This window comes from Rhodococcus sp. KB6 (assembly GCF_001445685.1).
GTDB classification, from domain to species: domain Bacteria; phylum Actinomycetota; class Actinomycetes; order Mycobacteriales; family Mycobacteriaceae; genus Rhodococcus_F; species Rhodococcus_F qingshengii.
On record NZ_LNAK01000156.1, the window covers coordinates 655 to 17922 of the forward strand.

General features: G+C 62.4%; 16 protein-coding genes. 8 read left to right on the plus strand and 8 right to left on the minus strand.

The features are described 5' to 3' along the window. The coding region (locus tag ASU23_RS30150) for an isopeptide-forming domain-containing fimbrial protein (RefSeq protein ID WP_156423210.1) at nt 1–1456 on the plus strand (1456 nt) is incomplete at its 5' end. Between the two features lie 78 nt (nt 1457–1534). On the opposite strand, the gene ASU23_RS30155 is transcribed toward ASU23_RS30150, so the two are convergent. Further along, a complete protein-coding gene (locus tag ASU23_RS30155; RefSeq protein ID WP_058039323.1) occupies nt 1535–3616 on the minus strand; it encodes a PhoX family phosphatase in 2082 nt (693 codons plus the stop codon). Between the two features lie 234 nt (nt 3617–3850). Between ASU23_RS30155 and ASU23_RS30160 the strand changes: the two genes are divergently transcribed. From ASU23_RS30160 to ASU23_RS30190, 7 genes are all read left to right on the plus strand, one after another. After that, nucleotides 3851–4087 carry a hypothetical protein gene (locus tag ASU23_RS30160; RefSeq protein WP_228401538.1) on the plus strand — a complete coding sequence of 79 codons (237 nt, stop codon included), beginning with the start codon at nt 3851–3853 and terminating at the stop codon, nt 4085–4087. After that, nucleotides 4084–5022 carry an ABC transporter ATP-binding protein gene (locus ASU23_RS30165; protein ID WP_058039324.1) on the plus strand — a complete coding sequence of 313 codons (939 nt, stop codon included), beginning with the start codon at nt 4084–4086 and terminating at the stop codon, nt 5020–5022. Before ASU23_RS30160 ends, ASU23_RS30165 begins: the two co-directional genes overlap by 4 nt. Then, entirely contained in the window at nt 5019–5810 is a 792-nt protein-coding gene (locus ASU23_RS30170) for an ABC transporter permease (RefSeq protein WP_003946064.1), read from the plus strand. Before ASU23_RS30165 ends, ASU23_RS30170 begins: the two co-directional genes overlap by 4 nt. Before the next feature lie 21 nt (nt 5811–5831). After that, the gene (locus ASU23_RS30175; RefSeq protein WP_007735262.1) at nt 5832–6974 is read left to right on the plus strand and encodes a sensor histidine kinase; all 1143 of its coding nucleotides are present in this window, start codon (nt 5832–5834) and stop codon (nt 6972–6974) included. Next, nucleotides 6971–7585, plus strand: coding sequence for a response regulator transcription factor (locus tag ASU23_RS30180; protein WP_003946002.1), 615 nt, complete (start codon nt 6971–6973; stop codon nt 7583–7585). The genes ASU23_RS30175 and ASU23_RS30180 overlap by 4 nt, the downstream gene beginning before the upstream one ends. A 152-nt stretch (nt 7586–7737) precedes the next feature. Then, nucleotides 7738–8145, plus strand: coding sequence for a YciI family protein (locus tag ASU23_RS30185; RefSeq protein WP_003945999.1), 408 nt, complete (start codon nt 7738–7740; stop codon nt 8143–8145). An 8-nt stretch (nt 8146–8153) separates the two neighbouring features. Beyond that, nucleotides 8154–9338, plus strand: coding sequence for an RNA polymerase sigma factor (locus tag ASU23_RS30190; protein WP_054187259.1), 1185 nt, complete (start codon nt 8154–8156; stop codon nt 9336–9338). Here the strand turns inward: ASU23_RS30190 and ASU23_RS30195 are convergent. The 7 genes from ASU23_RS30195 to ASU23_RS30225 all read right to left on the minus strand — a co-directional run bounded on the left by ASU23_RS30195 (nt 9324) and on the right by ASU23_RS30225 (nt 17215). After that, nucleotides 9324–10070: an amino acid ABC transporter ATP-binding protein gene (locus ASU23_RS30195; protein WP_003946070.1), complete on the minus strand. Its 747-nt coding sequence runs from the start codon at nt 10068–10070 to the stop codon at nt 9324–9326. The genes ASU23_RS30190 and ASU23_RS30195 overlap by 15 nt on opposite strands. Before the next feature lie 4 nt (nt 10071–10074). Continuing rightward, nucleotides 10075–11892 (minus strand): ABC transporter substrate-binding protein/permease, encoded by a 1818-nt coding sequence (locus ASU23_RS30200; protein WP_003946057.1) that lies wholly within the window; start codon nt 11890–11892, stop codon nt 10075–10077. Nucleotides 11893–12043: 151 nt separating this feature from the next. After that, entirely contained in the window at nt 12044–12958 is a 915-nt protein-coding gene (locus ASU23_RS30205; protein ID WP_042924343.1) for an SMP-30/gluconolactonase/LRE family protein, read from the minus strand. A gap of 31 nt (nt 12959–12989) precedes the next feature. Beyond that, entirely contained in the window at nt 12990–14189 is a 1200-nt protein-coding gene (gene zigA, locus ASU23_RS30210; protein WP_058039325.1) for a zinc metallochaperone GTPase ZigA, read from the minus strand. A 98-nt stretch (nt 14190–14287) separates the two neighbouring features. Beyond that, complete coding sequence (gene nthB, locus ASU23_RS30215; protein ID WP_058039326.1) at nt 14288–14926, minus strand: nitrile hydratase subunit beta; 639 nt, start codon at nt 14924–14926, stop codon at nt 14288–14290. A 26-nt stretch (nt 14927–14952) separates the two neighbouring features. Beyond that, complete coding sequence (nthA, locus tag ASU23_RS30220) at nt 14953–15576, minus strand: nitrile hydratase subunit alpha (protein WP_042450854.1); 624 nt, start codon at nt 15574–15576, stop codon at nt 14953–14955. Between the two features lie 73 nt (nt 15577–15649). Further along, entirely contained in the window at nt 15650–17215 is a 1566-nt protein-coding gene (locus ASU23_RS30225) for an amidase (protein WP_058039327.1), read from the minus strand. Nucleotides 17216–17268 lie beyond the last annotated feature (53 nt).

The following is a 17268-nucleotide window of genomic DNA, read 5'->3' on the forward strand; positions in this document are numbered from 1 at the left end:
CGATCCTGCGTCGGGTACCAATGTTGCTGCGGGTCAGACGATCACGTATACGGTGACGGGTGCGAACACGGGTAACACGACTCTTGATCCGGTGGTGTTGACCGATGATCTGTCGAAGGTTCTCGACAACGCGACGTTAGTGGACGGTTCGCTCAAGGCGACTGTCGACGGTGTCGACGGTGCTGCTCCGACCCTGTCGGGCACCACGCTCACCTGGACCGGTGCATTGGAAGCCGGTAAGTCTGTTGTCCTGACCTACCAGGTGAAGATCAACGACGGTGTTGCCGGCGGGGTTCTGATCAACAACAAGGTCACCGGTACTGCGAAGCCGCCGACCGGTCCGGAGATCACTCCTCCGCCGGTGACGACCGAGCATCCGGTGGATGGCACACCCGCGATCGAGGTACTGAAGTCCTCTGTTCCGTCCACCACGAACCGTGTGGTTGGCGGCCAGGAGATCACGTACACGCTCACGTTCAAGAATGTGGGCACCGCGGATGGTGAGATCAGTTTCTACGACGATCTCACCGACGTTCTCGACGATGCAGTAATGACGAAGGATCCGGCTACCACTTCCACGCTGGTTGTTTCGGGTGTCGTCGACAACGTCTTCACGGTCACCGGAAAGCTGGCCAAGGGCGAGACCGCGACAGTGACGTACACCGTCAAGGTCAATCCTGAGATCGGAACGTTGTCAGGTCCCGGATACACTCCGGGTGTCCTGAACAACTACCTGGTGGTTGGTGGCGAGAACCCGCCAGTGGACTGTGTCCCGGGCGACGCTCTCTGCACCGAACACCCGATAGACCCGCCGGAGACCACCACTACGGTGCCGCCGACTACCACCACGACGCCGCCGGTCACGACGGAGCCCTGTGTTCCTCCGACGACGACCACGCGGATGGTTCCGACGACAACGGTTGCGACGACGACGGCTAGCGCGATCACTGCCGGTGACGCTGATGTGACCGGTACGGAGGAATCCACCACCGCGGAGGAGACCACCACAGAGGAGACCACGACAGAAGAAGTTGTCGCGGAAGAGATTGTGGATCCGTGTGGCGTGACGACAACGACGCCGCCGACGACAACGCCGCCGGTCACGACAGTTCCGCCGACCACGACGGTTCCGAACACGACGGTGCCGGTTACACCGACGATCATCATTCCCCCGATCGTCGTTGTGCCTCCGATCGTCGTACCGCCGACGGTTCCGGGTCAGCCGGTTCCGAGCACGGTTCCGGGACAGCCGAAGCCGCCGACAGCAAACCCGGGTCAGCCGGGTCAGCCGAAGCCGTCTGCTCCTCAGGGCGGGACGATCAACTCGGGTGGTGGCGCTGGTGAGAGTGGCGTGAACACCGGGTTGCTCGCAGCAGGTGGATTGGTTCTGCTGCTGGCGCTGGGAACGGGTGTTGTTCTCCTGACGCGTAAGCGTCGCGAGGACGGTGACAACTGATTCTCTTGAGAATCTGAGGTAAACGACGTGGGGCAGATCGCAGAGTATGCGATCTGCCCCACGTCGTTTTCATGTGTGTTACGAGCCGAGCCGAGATCCGTCCTTCTTCCAGGCTGCAACTACCGACGGGCGAGGCTGGGCGGAACCACCGTCGGGCCAATGGGATGCGGGGCTTTCGATGCTGGCGTCGTCGGTCTCGCCGGGGTGCTGGACGCAGACGATGACGCGCTTCTCGTCCACGATGGGGCCGCAGGTTTCGGCGCCGACGGGAACGGTGAGGAACTGCTTTGTCTCACCGCGGTTTTCGCCTTCGAGGACAACGCTGAACAGCCCGTCGTTGGACTTGAGTGCGTTGCCGTCGGTGGAGATCCACAGATTGCCGTGCGGGTCGAAGGCAAGGTTGTCCGGGCATGAGATGGGGCTGACCTTGCTCTTGTCGAACCCGCCGAAGTAAGTATCGGCTGTGGCCGGATCTCCGCAGACGAGAAGAAGATTCCAGCCGAAGGTGGTGCCGGCGTGGTCGTCGGTGATTTCGAGGACCTGGCCGTTCTTGTTGTTGTTCCTCGGGTTCGCCTCGTCGGCCGCGGCGCCACCGTCGACTCCGCGCTTGGTGTTGTTGGTCAGTGCGACGTAAACCTTGCCGCTCTTCGGGTTTGCCTCGAAGTCCTCGGGGCGATCCATCTTCGTTGCCCCGACCTTGTCACCGGCCTGGCGGGTGAAGACGGCGACCTCTTCGGCGCTCATACCGTCTACCAGCGATTCGCCCTTGCCGTCTTCGCCGGTGCGCAGGATGGCTACCCACTCGCCGGTTCCGTCGAACTTGCCGTCCGACGGAAGTTTGCCGCTGCCGTCGATCTCGCCGGCGGAGTTTCCGCTGAGCTTTGCGACGTACAGTGTTCCGGCGTCGAGCAGAGTCATGTTGTGGCGCATGGCTGCTTGACTCTTGCCGTCCTGCATCTTTCGGCTGGAGACGAACTTGTACATGTAGTCGAAGCGCTCGTCGTCGCCGCTGTAGGCGACGACGGTGCCGTCCGCCGTGATGTAAATGGTGGCGGCTTCGTGCTTGAAACGTCCGAGCGCTGTGTGCTTGATCGGAGTCGACGACGGATCCCAGGGATCGATCTCGACGACGTATCCGAATCGGTTGACCTCGTTGGGTTCTGCGACCAGATCGAACCGCTTGTCGAAGCGTTCCCACTTGCGCTCGGAAGCGGCACCGGCAAGACCGTAGCGCTTCAGCCGTGCTGCCACCGTGGGATCGGTGACACCCTCGGCGTTCGCGAAGTACTGGTTGAAGTTCTCTTCGCCGGAAAGCACTGTGCCCCAAGGGGTGACGCCGCCGGCGCAATTGTTGAGGGTGCCGAGCACTTTGGTTCCCGTGGGATCGGCACTCGTCTTGAGGAAGTCGCTACCTGCAGCGGGGCCGGTCACGACAAATTCCGTGGTTCCGGTGATGCGGCGGTTGTTCGATCCGATCTCCGGTACCAGCTTGCCGTTGTCGGATTCGCCCTTGACCTGCACGACCGACAGTCCGTGGCTGGCGAGGCCGATCTTGAACTGCTCCTCGGTCGGGTTCTCCGCATCGTAGCCGCGGAACATCGCCGGCTCGGTGGAGTATTCGTGATTGACCACGAGTAGGTAGGTGTTGGGCTGCCCGTCGACCGGGAGCAATCCGGCGAAGTCGTTGTTGAATCCGAACTGCAGTTCCTGCGCTGCCGCAGTCTGCTTGTCGAAGTCGAAAGCCGGGGCGCCGGCGAGAACGGCGTCACCCCAGCGAATCACGACGGCTTGATCGTATCCGTCAGGGACGGTGACCTTGTCTTCCTTGTTGGGCGCGACGGCGCCGAAGTTCGTCCCCGCTGGTGTCGATCCGCTGCTGCTGCCGCTCGTCGATCCGGTTCCCGGTTCGGCACTTGCGGATTCGTCCGAACAGGCAACGAGGGCGCTGCCCGCTCCCACCGCGAGGACTGCCATGCCGCTGCCCCGGAGCAAGCCGCGACGACTCAGCGCTGTGCGTGCGATGTCGCGGAAGTACTCGCCGCCCGAGGTGTTGGGGACCTCGTGAGAGCACGCGTTTCCGCACTTGTACTGGCAGGTGATCGACGCGCGCGCAGACACGCCGTCGTGTTTGACGAACAAGGCCAAAGGCTTGATAGCCACCGTGAACTCCCGAGATTCGATGTACGGACTTCGGGAACCGTAGAAGCTCTAAGCAAGGGTAAAGGAACGTAAAAATGAACGGCAAAACAACGAGGTGACCCTTACCCGCGGTTTACGACGCGTCCCCGCGGGGACGTCGCATGACATTTGTCATCGCTGATCCGTGACGGTGTCACCGCAGGTGATGACGCAGTGCACTGTTTTCGGCTCTGACTTCCGGCGAAGCTTGGATGCATGAGAGAACCACATGAGGGAAGCCTCCTGACGGACCTGATGGACATCGGACCCGCACCCACGATGGGCCGCGAACTTGTTGTGATCGTCGTGAATATTGCGATCATCGGAGTGCTGTTCGCGATCATCGGCTCCAATCCCGTGTTCTGGATTCTTGTTGCCGCTCTCGCTGTCTATGCGGGTATCCGATTCGTGATCGGACTGCGCGGCTGGAACCGAGCGGAGGCGCAGCGATGAAGGGCGATCCCGTGATCGACGTAGTCGGAATGTCGCGGCGTTACGGCTCCGGTAAGGAGGCGTTCGATGCTGTTCGCAATCTGGATCTGAGTGTTCAGGAAGGCGAGCTGTTCGGCCTCCTCGGAACCAATGGTGCCGGCAAGACGTCCACTCTCCAAGTGATTCAGGGTCTTTCACGATCCAGTGCCGGAACGGTGCGCGTTCTGGGCATGGATCCGGTGCGCAACCGCAAGCAGATTCGCCCGTCGCTTGGCATCATGCTCCAGAAGGGTGGCTTGCCCCAAGACCTGACTGCTCGTGAGAGTTTGGCGATGTGGGCCGGAACCTGCTCGAATCCGCTGCCCGTGGACGAGGTGCTCGAGCGCGTGGACATGCGTGACCGTGGTGATACCCGCGTGAAGTTCCTCTCGGGAGGTGAGGCGCGGCGACTGGATCTGGCGTGCGCGATCATCGGCCGGCCACTCGTCCTGTTTCTCGACGAGCCGACTACTGGTTTGGATCCCGAAAGTCGACGTAACACTTGGCAATTGATCGCTGACTTGAAAGCGTCGGGCGTCACCATCATGTTGACGACGCATTACCTGGACGAAGCCGAGTCCCTGTGCGACCAGTTGGCGATCATGCACCGAGGATCGGTGGTGCGCAGCGGAACCGTGGCGGACGTCGTTGCGGATCATCCCGCTCAGATCAAACTGCACCGTCCCGGTCTTCCGCTCCCGGCCCTGGCCGGCGCCGAGGTACGCGTCGAAAACGATCTGGTGGTGATCACCACTCGCACAGTGCAGGAGACGCTGACGGAACTGCTGCTGTGGGGACAGCACAACAACATCCTGCTGACCGGACTGGATGCCCGCGCGGCATCCCTGGAGACCGTATTCCTCTCCATTGCAGACCAATTCGATCATCACGCAACTCTCGAAGGAGCGTCGGCATGAACCGCATAGCAACCCTGTCTCGTTCGGAGTTTACGCTCCTGGGACGAAATCGACTGTTGCTCTTCAACGCAATCGTCCTCCCGTTGATCTTTCCCGTGGGGATGCTGTACCTGTCGCGCGATGGCGGGTTGTCGGACAAGTCGGTGTCGGCAGGCCTCGAGGTGTTTGCACTCTTCCTGCTCGTGTTCGTGGTCTTCTACAACCTCCTGTCGGTGTACGCGACGCGTCGTGACGAGTTGGTTCTCAAGCGACTACGGACAGGGGAATGCAGCGACGCCGAGATCCTCGCGGGCCCGGCAGTGCCGTCGTGGGTTCTCACCGGCCTGTTGACGGTGGTGATCGGAATCGCCGTGATGGTTCTGGGCGGTAGTGCTCCGGTCAATCCGGTCCTGGTGCTGGTCGCGGTGATCGGCGGCGCCGCGCTCTTCACGGCGCTGGCGTTGATCACTTCGGCTGTAACGCGAAATGCAGAGGCGGCGCAGATCACCTGCATGCCGATTCTGATTCTGGCGACGGCAGGTATGTCTTCGATCAGGAATGTCGTGCCGGACAACGTTGCTCGCATTCTCGATTTCACTCCGCTGGCCGCGGTAGTCGACCTTCTCAATCTCGGATGGCTGGGGCGGACCACTGGCGAACTGGCTGATCTGGGCGATGCGCCCGGTGCGGCAGCGGGATTTGTCGACACCTTCGGTTCGGCTGCGCAACCGTTGTTGGTCATGCTGGCGTGGATCGTCGGTTCGGTTCTGATCGCGAACGTCCACTTCCGCTGGGAACCGCGTTCGTAGAACTCTGAGAAGGTAATGGGCATGATCGCGCAGAACTTCGGACGCTGGAATCCGAGACGGACGTGGCGAACCGCGTCGAACGTCGACAAGGTTCGCCTCTACACGCGGCAATCGTTCATCATGGTCGCAGTGGTTTTCGGTGGCTTCGGTGCGGTCACCGAGATAGTTGCGGATCGGTACCTGTCGGGTGTCTTCCTCGGAATCAGTGCCGTTGCGTGCGTCATCGCCGTGTCTCGGATGCCTGATCTGGGCGGAGTCGTGGCCAAGCCCGTCCAGATTCCTCTTGCCGTGATGACGTTGTCGGCGTTCTGCTCGGCGGGAATTGCCTTGGGAAGCAATGGCGAGAACGGCCCGTACTTCTGGCTGGCGGCAATCCTTGTCGTGCCCCTTGCGGGGTTGACGTCGTTGCGCTGGCTGATCGTGGGCTCGGTGGCCGCCGGGGTTGTACTGGGACTGCTTGCGGGTCCGGAAAGCGGCGTGTCCGTCGGAATCGTCGCCGCCTTCATGGGGCTGACCGTCTACATGTCGGTGTGGCTGCTGCGGATGGTCACCGAATTGGACGAGGCACGCGGAGCCGCTGCCGCTCTGTCCGTCGCCGAGGAACGGTTGCGATTTTCACGCGATCTCCATGACGTCGTAGGGCGGGCACTGTCTGCAATTGCGGTGAAAAGTGAACTTGCAGCTACTCTTTCACGACGCGGCGACGATCGTGCCGCCGCGCAGATGGACGAAGTACGCGAACTTGCGCAAGATTCACTCGACGAAGCGCGCGAGTTGGTTCGGGGATACCGGTCCATCGCCTTGGCGTCCGAGCTGGCCGGTGCGCAGTCTCTGCTCGAGGCCGCCGGAATCTCCACCGCGATACGTGGATCGGCAGATCAGCTGCCGGTGGAACTGGCCGAAGCTGCCGCCTGGGTCGTCCGTGAAGGCGTCACCAACATTCTCCGGCACTCCAGTGCCGAGAATTGCAGCATCGAAGTGTTCGCGGACGGCGTCGTGATCGCCAACGACGGCGCACGGATCGCAGAGCCGAACAACGGAACCGGCCTGAACGGATTGCGCGAGCGCGTCGGCGCCGTCGGAGGAATTGTCGAAACCGTGCAGGACGAAGATCGCTTCACCCTCACCGCCCACTTTCCGTCCCGAACGAAGGAGTCTCGGTGACCGAGCCGATCAAGGTACTGCTGGCCGACGACGAGAACCTGATCCGCTCGGCTCTGGCCATGATGTTGTCGCTCGAGGACGACATCGTTGTCGTCGCGGAAGCCGAATCCGGCGAGGATGCCGTGGTCGCTGCTGCAAAACATCAACCTGACGTAGCCGTGCTCGACCTTCAAATGGCAGGTATCGACGGCATCGAGACGGCGCAACAGATTGCGCAGACGGTCTCGGGGTGCGTCTCGATCATCGTGACGAGCCACGGGCGTCCCGGGTATCTGAAGAAGGCACTGTCAGCAGGCGTCCGAGGATTTCTGCCGAAGACGACGCCTGCGGCGACGCTCGCCGAGGTGGTCCGCAGCGTCCACGCGGGCGGGCGGTACGTCGATCCGTCGTTGGCTGCCGAGGCGATCGGCGCCGGCGACTCACCGCTTACTCCGCGCGAGGCGGACGTACTCGAATACGCGGCCGACGGGGCATCCATCGAGCAGATCGCTTCCCGGGCACACCTGTCTGCGGGTACCACCCGAAACTATTTGTCGTCAGCTGTCACCAAACTCGGTGCTGCCAACCGGCACGAAGCAGCGGTGATCGCCCGCCGGCAGGGGTGGATTTAGGGCCCTCGGCCCCGTGCGCCTTTCTGGTTGCGGGCACTACCAAAAAGGCGCACAGGGCCGAAGGCCCCGCGATGTCGAGAATCCCCGACTTGCTTCGTCCCTGTAGTGAAGTGCGACCAGAATGGGTGGCACCGACACAGAGGAGATTCACGATGGCCAAGTACTTGCTGCTCAAGCACTACCGCGGCGCTCCGGCTGCAGTCAACGACGTGCCGATGGACCAGTGGACGCCGGACGAGATCACTGCCCACGTGAAGTACATGCAGGACTTCGCGGATCGGCTCGAGAAGGCGGGCGAGTTCGTCGACGGTCAGGCTCTCGCTCCTGAGGGCACCTTTGTCCGATACGACGGTGAGGGTCGCCCCCCGGTCACCGACGGTCCGTTCGCGGAAACCAAGGACCTCATTGCCGGCTGGATGGTGATCGACGTCGACAACTACGACCGTGCCGTCCAATTGGCCGGCGAGCTCTCGGCCGCGCCCGGCGCAGGCGGGAAGCCGATTCACGAATGGCTCGAACTGCGCCCGTTCCTGACCGAGCCGCCGACCATCACGGACTGAAACCTGTCATGGACGACGCCCTGCTTCGGAGTCTGACTCCGAGCGTGCTCGGCATCCTCGTCCGCCGCGGAGCAGATTTCGCGTCGGCCGAGGACGCCGTGCAGGACGCTCTGCTCGAGGCGGTCAGGGTCTGGCCGGACAACCCGCCGCGGGACCCGAAGGGCTGGCTGGTCACGGTGGCCTGGCGGCGGTTCCTCGACGGGATCCGTTCGGATGCGGCTCGCCGTAAGCGGGAGTTTCTGGCTGACGAGCAGCCAGGCGAGCGGCCGGTCAGCGGGTCGGTGCCGGGCGTGGACGACACACTCCAGCTCTACTTTCTGTGCGCGCACCCGTCGTTGACGCCGTCGTCCGCCGTCGCACTCACGCTGCGCGCTGTCGGCGGGCTGACCACCCGCCAGATTGCGCAGGCCTACCTGGTGCCCGAGGCGACTATGGCTCAGCGCATCAGCCGAGCCAAGCGCACGGTCTCCGGCGTCCGGTTCGAGCAACCCGGCGATGTCGCCACCGTCCTGCGTGTCCTTTATCTGGTCTTCAACGAGGGGTACTCCGGCGACGTCGACCTGGCTGCCGAGGCCATCCGGCTCACCCGGCAGTTGGCGGCCGCGATCGATCACCCCGAAGTCGCAGGGTTGCTCGCACTGATGCTGCTCCATCACGCTCGTCGAGCCGCGCGAACTGCCGCGGACGGCAGTCTGGTTCCGCTAGCCGAGCAGGATCGCAGCCGGTGGGACACCGATTCGATTGCCGAAGGAGTCGCAATCCTCCAGTCAGCTCTCGCCCGCGACCGGCTCGGTGAGTTCCAGGCCCAGGCCGCCATTGCCGCACTCCATGCCGACGCTTTCACAGCAGACGAGACCGATTGGGTGCAGATCGTGGAGTGGTACGACGAACTCGCAGCCCTGACCGACAGCCCGATCGTCCGGCTCAACCGAGCGGTGGCGGTCGGCGAGGCGGACGGGCCACGCGCCGGATTGGCAGCTCTTGCAGCGCTGGACGATTCACTTCCACGCCATGCCGCAGTCGAGGCCTATCTGCGTGAACGCGACGGAGACCTGGAGTCGGCGGCGAGGTTGTATGCCGATGCAGCGCACAAGGCATCCAACCTCGCCGAACGCGACCATCTGATGCTTCAGGCGTCGAGGATCAACGCCCGTCGATCCCCTGCAAGCGCCCCTGAGTCAGAGAACCTGTGAGAGGAACGCCTGCAGTCGATCTGTTTCGGGATCGTCGAAAAGCTGTTCCGGAGTACCGGTTTCGACAACGGCGCCGCGATCCATGAACAGCACCTTGTCGGAAACGGAACGCGCGAAACCCATTTCGTGCGTCACGACGACCATGGTCATGCCGGACTTCGCGAGATCGGCCATCAATGCCAGAACACCCTTGACCAGTTCGGGGTCGAGAGCTGACGTCGCCTCGTCGAAGAACATGACCTCGGGCTTCATCGCCAGGGCGCGGGCAATGGCGACGCGCTGCTGCTGACCACCCGAAAGGTTGCCGGGCCGCGAGTCGGCCTTCTCCCTGAGCCCCACCAGATCCAGCTGCTCGAGCGCGAGCGCCCGAGCTTGCTCCTTCGACAAACCCTTGAGCTTGTTCGGCCCGAGTGCGATGTTCTCGGCGACGGTCTTGTGTGGGAACAGGTTGAAGTGCTGGAACACCATGCCGATCCGCTGGCGTAGCTCGTCGGGGTTGTCCTTCAGGACGGACTTCCCGTCGAGCAGCACGTCACCCTGCTCGGGCTCGTGCAGACGGTTCAGCACGCGCAGGAGCGTCGACTTGCCCGAACCGGAGGGCCCGATGACGGTGACGGTGTTTCCGGCGTCGACGTGCAGGTTGACGCCGCGAAGCACCTTGTTGGTGCCGAAGGACAGATGCAGGTCCTTGCCGGTGAGCGATACGGACTTCAGTTCAGAGCTGGTGGTCATGTCCTCAGCCCCTTTCCACGACGATGGCCTGCTCGAGCGGATCCAACGTGCCTGAAGTGTCGGCGCGTCCGGTCCGGAGTCGGTTGTCGATGTAGTTGACGAGGTGCGTCAGCGGGATGGTCAGAGCAAGGTAGAACAAGCCTGCCGCAACGAGCGGGGACAGGCTGCCGGTCTGGGCGTTGAGATCACGTCCGACGGCAAAGAGTTCCCGCTGGGTGACGAGGAGACCGAGGAAGTAGATCAGCGACGAGTCCTTGATCAGCGAGATGAACTGGTTCATCAACGCCGGCAGAACGCGTCGTACACCCTGCGGGATGACGACCAGCGACATGGACTTTCGGTAGCTGAAACCGAGGGCACGTGAAGCCTCGAGCTGCCCGGACTCGACGCTCTGGATTCCGGATCTGAAGATCTCACCGATGTATGCCGACGCGAGCAGTGACAGCGCTGCGACACCGAGCCAGTACGGATTGCTACCGGTGATTCCCTTGACGATCGGTCCGACGCCGAGCCCGATGATCAAGATGATGACGACTGCGGGCAGGCCACGGAAGATGTCGGTGTAGACGCGGGCCGGCCAGCGCAGCCAACGGGTGCGCGAGATACCGGCGACAGCGAGCAGCATGCCGAGGATCGTGCCGATGATGCCGGACGCGAGCGCAAGGATCAGGGTGTTGGGAAGACCGGTCTTGAGGAGATCGGGGAATGCCTTCTTGTACAGATCCCAGTCGAAGAACGTGTCCTTGAGCTGTTCGAGCGTCGACTTCGGTTGGTACGACGCGGTATCGCCACCGTCGCCGTTTGCTGCGTTTTCCGCGGCAATGGCTGCGAAGTCGGGCAGTTCCGGAGTGGCCGCGGCCTTGGATCCGGGCTTCCAGCCTTCAGGGAGTTGGCGCGGTACCCAGTCGGCGTACAGCTGAGACCAGGTTCCGTCGTCGATGACTGCGTCGAGGCCGGAGTTGAGGGCGTCGATCAGCGGCTGGTTTTCCTTGTTCACCGCCCAGCCGACGAAGTTGTTGACCGAGAAGGTGTTCTGGATGATCGAGGTCGGATCACCGGGAGCGATTGCACCTTCGGCCTGCTGAGACGGAGCTACCCAGGCGTCGATCTGTCCGGACTTGAGGTTCGCGTACGCCGTGGCGTAGTCGGGAAACTTCACGGGATCGAGCTTGAGCGTGTTCACGACGTAGTCGTCCTGCACGGTTCCCTGTACGACGCCGATGCGCTTTGATGCGTCCAGGTCTCCGAAGCCGGTGATCGGGCTGCCGTTAGGCACGACGAGGGAGAAGTATCCGAAGTCGTAACCGTTGGTGAAGCCGACGGTGTTGCGACGGTCGTCCGTGGTGGTGATGGACGACGAGCCGACGTCGAAGCGTCGACCGGCAACCTGGGCGAGAAGCCCGGCGAACTCGGTGCCGACGAACTCGACCTTCAGGCCCAGCTTGTCCGCGACGGCCTTCAACAGCTCGTTGTCGTATCCGGTGTACTGATTCTCGGAGTTGACGCAGATGCTCGGGGGCGCGTCACCGAGCGTGCCGACCGTGATGACCCCGGGTTTGATCAGATTCAGCTTCGAGGTGTCGATCTGATCGACCGGGGTGACGGTGGCCGTGGTGTAGCGGTCTTCGGCGCCCGCACCCGCTGCCGCGTCCAGATTGGTGGGCGCCGCGGTTGCAGCTCCCACTCCTGGAGGTGCACACAGGTCTGTGGGGGCTGCCGACGAATCCGAGCCACTCGAGCACGATGACAGAGTCAGCGCCAGGAGGGCAGTGAGGAGCAGTGCCACCACCAGGCGGATCTTCGCTGCGACGGAAGAAAACATGCGTGCAGCGTAAACCTAAGGGTAGCCATTTCTCCGTGTAGAACTGTTGACAGTTTTCGGACAAGGGGCCGTTGCGCTGCGGGCATGCCTTCAAATCAGCGTGATTTTAAGTATCGCCAGGTCGGGGAATCTCGTGCCGAAGAGATCGGCGTCAGCGGACGGGTGCGAGTTCGACGCCCGACGGAGGTACCAGGCGACGCAGCGTTCCGTCGAAGCCGGTGACGTAGAGCGCCCAGCCGTCGCCGTCCTGTCCTATACGCACTGAACTCGGCCCGTTCCACCCATTCGACAGACCCGAAGCGACGACGCAGGAAGTGCCGGTTTCAGGGTGTACGCGATAGATCGAGCCTTCGACGTGAGCAGCGGCGTAGAGCATTCCATCCTGCGACATGGTCAGATCGTCGAGTCCGGGTATCAGGCTCGGGACCGTCGCTACAACTGTCCACGCGTCAGGGGTATCCAAGGGCACTCGAATGATCTGACCGGTGAACAGGTCATCGGTGTACACGGCTCGATGATCCGGACTGAGCGCGAGTCCCTCCGAACGCGGCACTGTCGACCAATTGGGAACGACGGCTCCGGAGTCGTGCAGATAGCGCGAGACGCCCTTTGGCGGACCGCCTTCTGTTCCGACCCACGTGGTCAGCAGATCGCCGTCGGGAAGCCGGAGCAGGCCGTTGCCCGCGAAGTCGACGGGTGCGGACAGCTGATCCGTCGAGGTGTCCAGGTGCCACAGCTTGCCGTCCTGTCTGGTGAGGAAGGACAGCCTCGAACCGTCGAGTTGCAAACCGCCAGGGGCAGCCATGTCGTCGAGGACAGTTCGTACCTGTCCTGCGGCGTCGACGTGATAGATCTTCGACTCGCCGGAGAGGTAGAACCCGCCGTTGTCATCGGGCTCGAGGTTTTCGAGCTGTTCCAACCCTTGCGCTACGGTTTCGACCCGCCACTCGCCGCACATCGGCGCGGTTGTCCAGGTGGCCCCCGCCGGCGTCACCGCGGCCACGGTCCCGGCTGCGATCGCCGCGACGATCAACAACGCCCGAGTTCGGTTGCGTGATACCCCCATTGCGCACAACTTACGGCAAACCGGACCAATATCAAACGGTCTGGTCGGTATAGCCGCCGCCCAGGGGGTCGCTCCAGGTGGTCCACACGTCTGGCCCGAGTTCGATCTCGGCTGTGGTGAGTAGACACGCGTCGAGTTCTCGGTGCAGTCGAGACGGGTCGATGGATTGGCCGATGAAGACGAGTTCTTGTCGGCAGTCTCCGACGGGTTCTTCCCACTTGTCGAGGATTCCGTCACGACGGTAATCGTCGGCCGGCCACTCGTCACGGGGTAGAAACTTCCACCAACGGCCGACGTATCCGTGGCGAATGAGATGACCGGCCTGAGAAATACTCCCGATCTCGGTGAACCGACCGGCATTCCAGTAGTAGCCCTTGGCTCGAAGCAACTTTCCGTTGGTCCACTCGCTGCTGAGGAAATCATGCAGGCGTTGGGGGTGGAAGGGCGCGCGCTCGCGGTACACCACCGAACCGATTCCGTACTCTTCGGTTTCGGGGGTGTGTTCACCTTGGAGTTCTTGTAACCATCCGGGGGCCTGTGCAGCCTTTTCGAGCGAGAACAAACCGGTGTCGAGAATCGTGTCGAGTGGGATGCGACCGAGCGTCATCGGAACTATCGCAGCGGATGCGTTCAAAGAGCGCAGGACTGCGGTCAATTCGACCAGGTGCTGGTGCGAGACGAGATCGGCCTTGCTCACCAGGATGACGTCGGCAAATTCGATCTGATCGACAAGCAGATCCGCGATGTCTCGTTCGTCTTCCGGGGCATCGGCTTCGACGCGGCCCCCAGCCGTGTAGTCGCGCAGAAAACTGTGGCCGTCGACGACGGTGACCATGGTGTCGAGTCGGGCGACGTCGGCGAGGGCGTGGCCGTCGGTATCGATGAATGTGAACGTCTCTGCGACGGGAAGCGGTTCGGAGATGCCGGAAGATTCGATGAGTAGGTAGTCGAATCGGCCATCGGCGGCCAAGGCACTGATCTCGGAGAGAAGATCCTCTCGCAGAGTGCAGCAGATGCAGCCGTTCGTCATCTCGACCAGTTTCTCCTCGGAGCGACTGAGCGAGATCTCACGCTCGACTTCTGCACTGTCGATGTTGATTTCGCTCATGTCGTTGACGATCACCGCGACCCGCCGACCCTCTCGATTTCGCAGGATCTCGTTGAGTAGTGTCGTCTTCCCGGCGCCCAGGAAACCTGACAGCACCGTGACCGGAAGTCGTGTGTCGACCATGATTTCCAGTGTCCTTCCGAATGAGAGAATTGCTGTGATCAGGCGGCGGTCACGCGAAACGCTGTGATCGCGTGACCGCCGCCCGGAATGTTGGACGATCAGGCCGCAGGCTCGAGGTAACCCTCGAAAAGGTCGACTACGACGCTGCCGCCGTCGGTGTCGCTACCGAACAATTCCTCGGCGGCGAACTTCACGTGGTACGTCGGTTCTTCGCCGGCGTCGTTGCGCCCGTGGCCGATTGCGTCGGGAAACGGCCACTTCTCGCTAGTCCGATGAGAGATGGTTCCCACTCGTCCGCGGCAGTACGCAGGCATTCGAATATGCCCCGGAACGTACTCGTCGCGCACGCGTACTCGCTGACCGATTTCGAAGGTGGTCGTCTCGGCGGGTGCCGGCCGCCCTTCGGATTCGCTGGGCCGCGACAGTGGGAACGGTCCCCCTGCAAGGCTTTCGAGTTCTTCCTGCGTCAGGATTCCCTTTTCGACCATCAGTGTCGCGACGCCGATGACGTACCTCTCGTAGTACGGGGTCATCATGTAGTGGCGTGGTTCCATCCGCTCGACGACGTATCGAACTTCGTCGACGCTGAATGCCCCGAGTTCGGCGACACCGGCGAACATCAGGCTGTACGGCAGGTGTTCCCACTCGGCGTGGAAGGTGGGGCCGATGTCGGCGTTGACGGTATGCGGGACTTTGCCGAAGCCTTGAACTCCGGCAAGATCGTGTACTCCATCCATGGTGTGCTTCTTTCTTGTCGGGGTGATCAGACGGTGGGGACCTGCGGGACTGCGACGCCGATCAGGCAGTCCTTGGTGACGATCTCTTGAAGCTGTTCCTGGCTCCAGCCTTCGGTGCCTGCGGGACGTTGCGGGAGAACCATGTAGCGAGTTTCGGCGGTGGTGTCGTAGACGCGGATCTCGACGTCCGACGCGATCTCGGTTCCCATCTCGGAGAGAACCTTCCGTGGCTCACGTACCACTCGCGCACGGTATTCGAAACTCTTGTACCAGGTAGGGGGCAGGCCGAGAATGGGCCACGCGGTGCATGAACACAGCGAGCACACGATCACGTTCTTGAGGGTCGGGGTGTCTTCGACTGCCACGATGTATTCGCCCTGGGGGCCCAGATATCCGTACTGGGCAACCGCGGCGGTACCGTCGGTGAGAAGCAACTGCCGGAACTCGGGGTCGGTCCACGCCCGCGCGACCAATTCCGCTCCGCGCCTTGGACTGAAGTCCTCCTCGAAGGTTTTCTTCCATCCTTCGACGTAACCGTCGGGTACCAATCCCTTACCGTCGAGTGCGCGGAACAGTGCCCACGCCCGGTCGGAGACCGGCGCCTGGGCCGGTGCGGCGTTCTCCGTTGTGTGGTCGATCGTTACTGACATCTGGTTCACCTTTTCTATGCGGGCTGATCATGTGTGAATCGGTGGAATTTGTTGTGCAAGTGCGGATACAGAACTAGGTGAGGCTGAGTTGTGGTGCAGAGTCGGAGATGTGGTCGGCAGGCGTCGGAAACGCGCCGCGAAGCTTTTCGAATGCGCGCCCGACCCGGAGGACCGTCGCATCGTCGAAGGTCTTGCCGGTGATCATCATTCCGACCGGAAGCCCGTTCACCAGGCCGGCGGGAACGGACAGGGACGGATGTCCGGTCACGTCGAACGGTGCTGTGTTGGCGATCATCCCGAGAGCCTTCGTGATGAAGGTTGCACGATCCACGTCGTTCGCCGGCAATTCGGATGCGACGTAGGGCAGTGTGGGCATCACCAGGACGTCGAATTGTCTCAAGGCAGTGTCGTAGGCGGCGCGGGCGAGCGGTACGAGGTTCCGGGCTTTGCCGTAGCTCGCGCCGCCGAGGGTGGTGATGCCGTGGTGGCCGGTCAGAGCCACCAGTTTGACGGTTTCGGACAGAGCGTCGGCGTGCTGAAGGCGTCGAGAAGCAAAGTGTGCCATCAGTTCCGGATCGTACAAACCTTCGGCGTTCATGCCGTATCCGTTGCCGTCCAACATCTGGTAGGCACCACCGTCCGTGGCGATCACGTTCCAGATGTGGAAAGCATGTAGGTGCCACGGGATGTTTACTTCCTCTACCGTGCAACCGATTTCGGCCAGACTGTGTGCCGCTGCGCGGACTGCGTCGTCGACCTCGGGCTGTGAGACCGCGTGCCCGAAACCTTCTCGAACGATCCCGATTCGCAGACCATCCACATCGGAGTCGAGGGTGGACAGATAGTCACCTGCTTCGACGCTGTCGGCTTGGCGTGGGTCGTTACCGTCGCGACCGGCGATGACCGAGAGCATCAGTGCGGCATCGTGGACCGTGCGTGTGATCGGGCCGAGATGGTCGATTGTTCGCTCGATGGGAAATGCACCGGTATACGGGACGAGCCCGAACGTCGGCTTGTGTCCGACGACGCCGCAGAATGCCGCCGGGATCCGGATCGATCCACCCTGATCCCCGCCGATGGCAAAATCGACGTCACCGTTTGCGACGAGAGCCGCACTGCCACCGGATGATCCACCTGCTTCACGCTGTGGGTCCCATGGATTGCGGACCGGTCCGCTTGCCGGTGTGAAGCTCGAACCGGAGAAACACAGGTCCTCACACACAGCTTTGCCCGCGACGGTTGCACCGGCCGCCAGTAGTCGAGTGACCACAGTCGCGTCGCGAGACGGAGTGAACCCCTCTACTGTCCGAGACCCGTTCATCATCGGAACTCCGGCCACGGTCACGTTGTCCTTGATCGCCACGCGTCGGCCGGTCAGGACGCCGTCCGACGTCGGCGGGATGCTTGTGGTCACATACCAAGCGCTCAAAGGATTTTCGCTCGCTGTTGGCACCGTGTGCTCACGTGACGTGGTCGGCGGGGTTGCCTCGTCGGCGTACAACTCGTCGACGACGTCGTAGGAGCCCAGTGCTCCGTCGATCAGTGCCGGCCACTCGAGCCGGGCTGACTGGTCGAGAGTGATGCCGTAATGCCTTGCGGCGGTGTCTATTGCATTGTCGTCAGGTCGGATTGTCGCCATGAGAAGTGTGCTCCTGATGTGATCGGCTTCACTTGTCTTTCAGACTAGGGCCG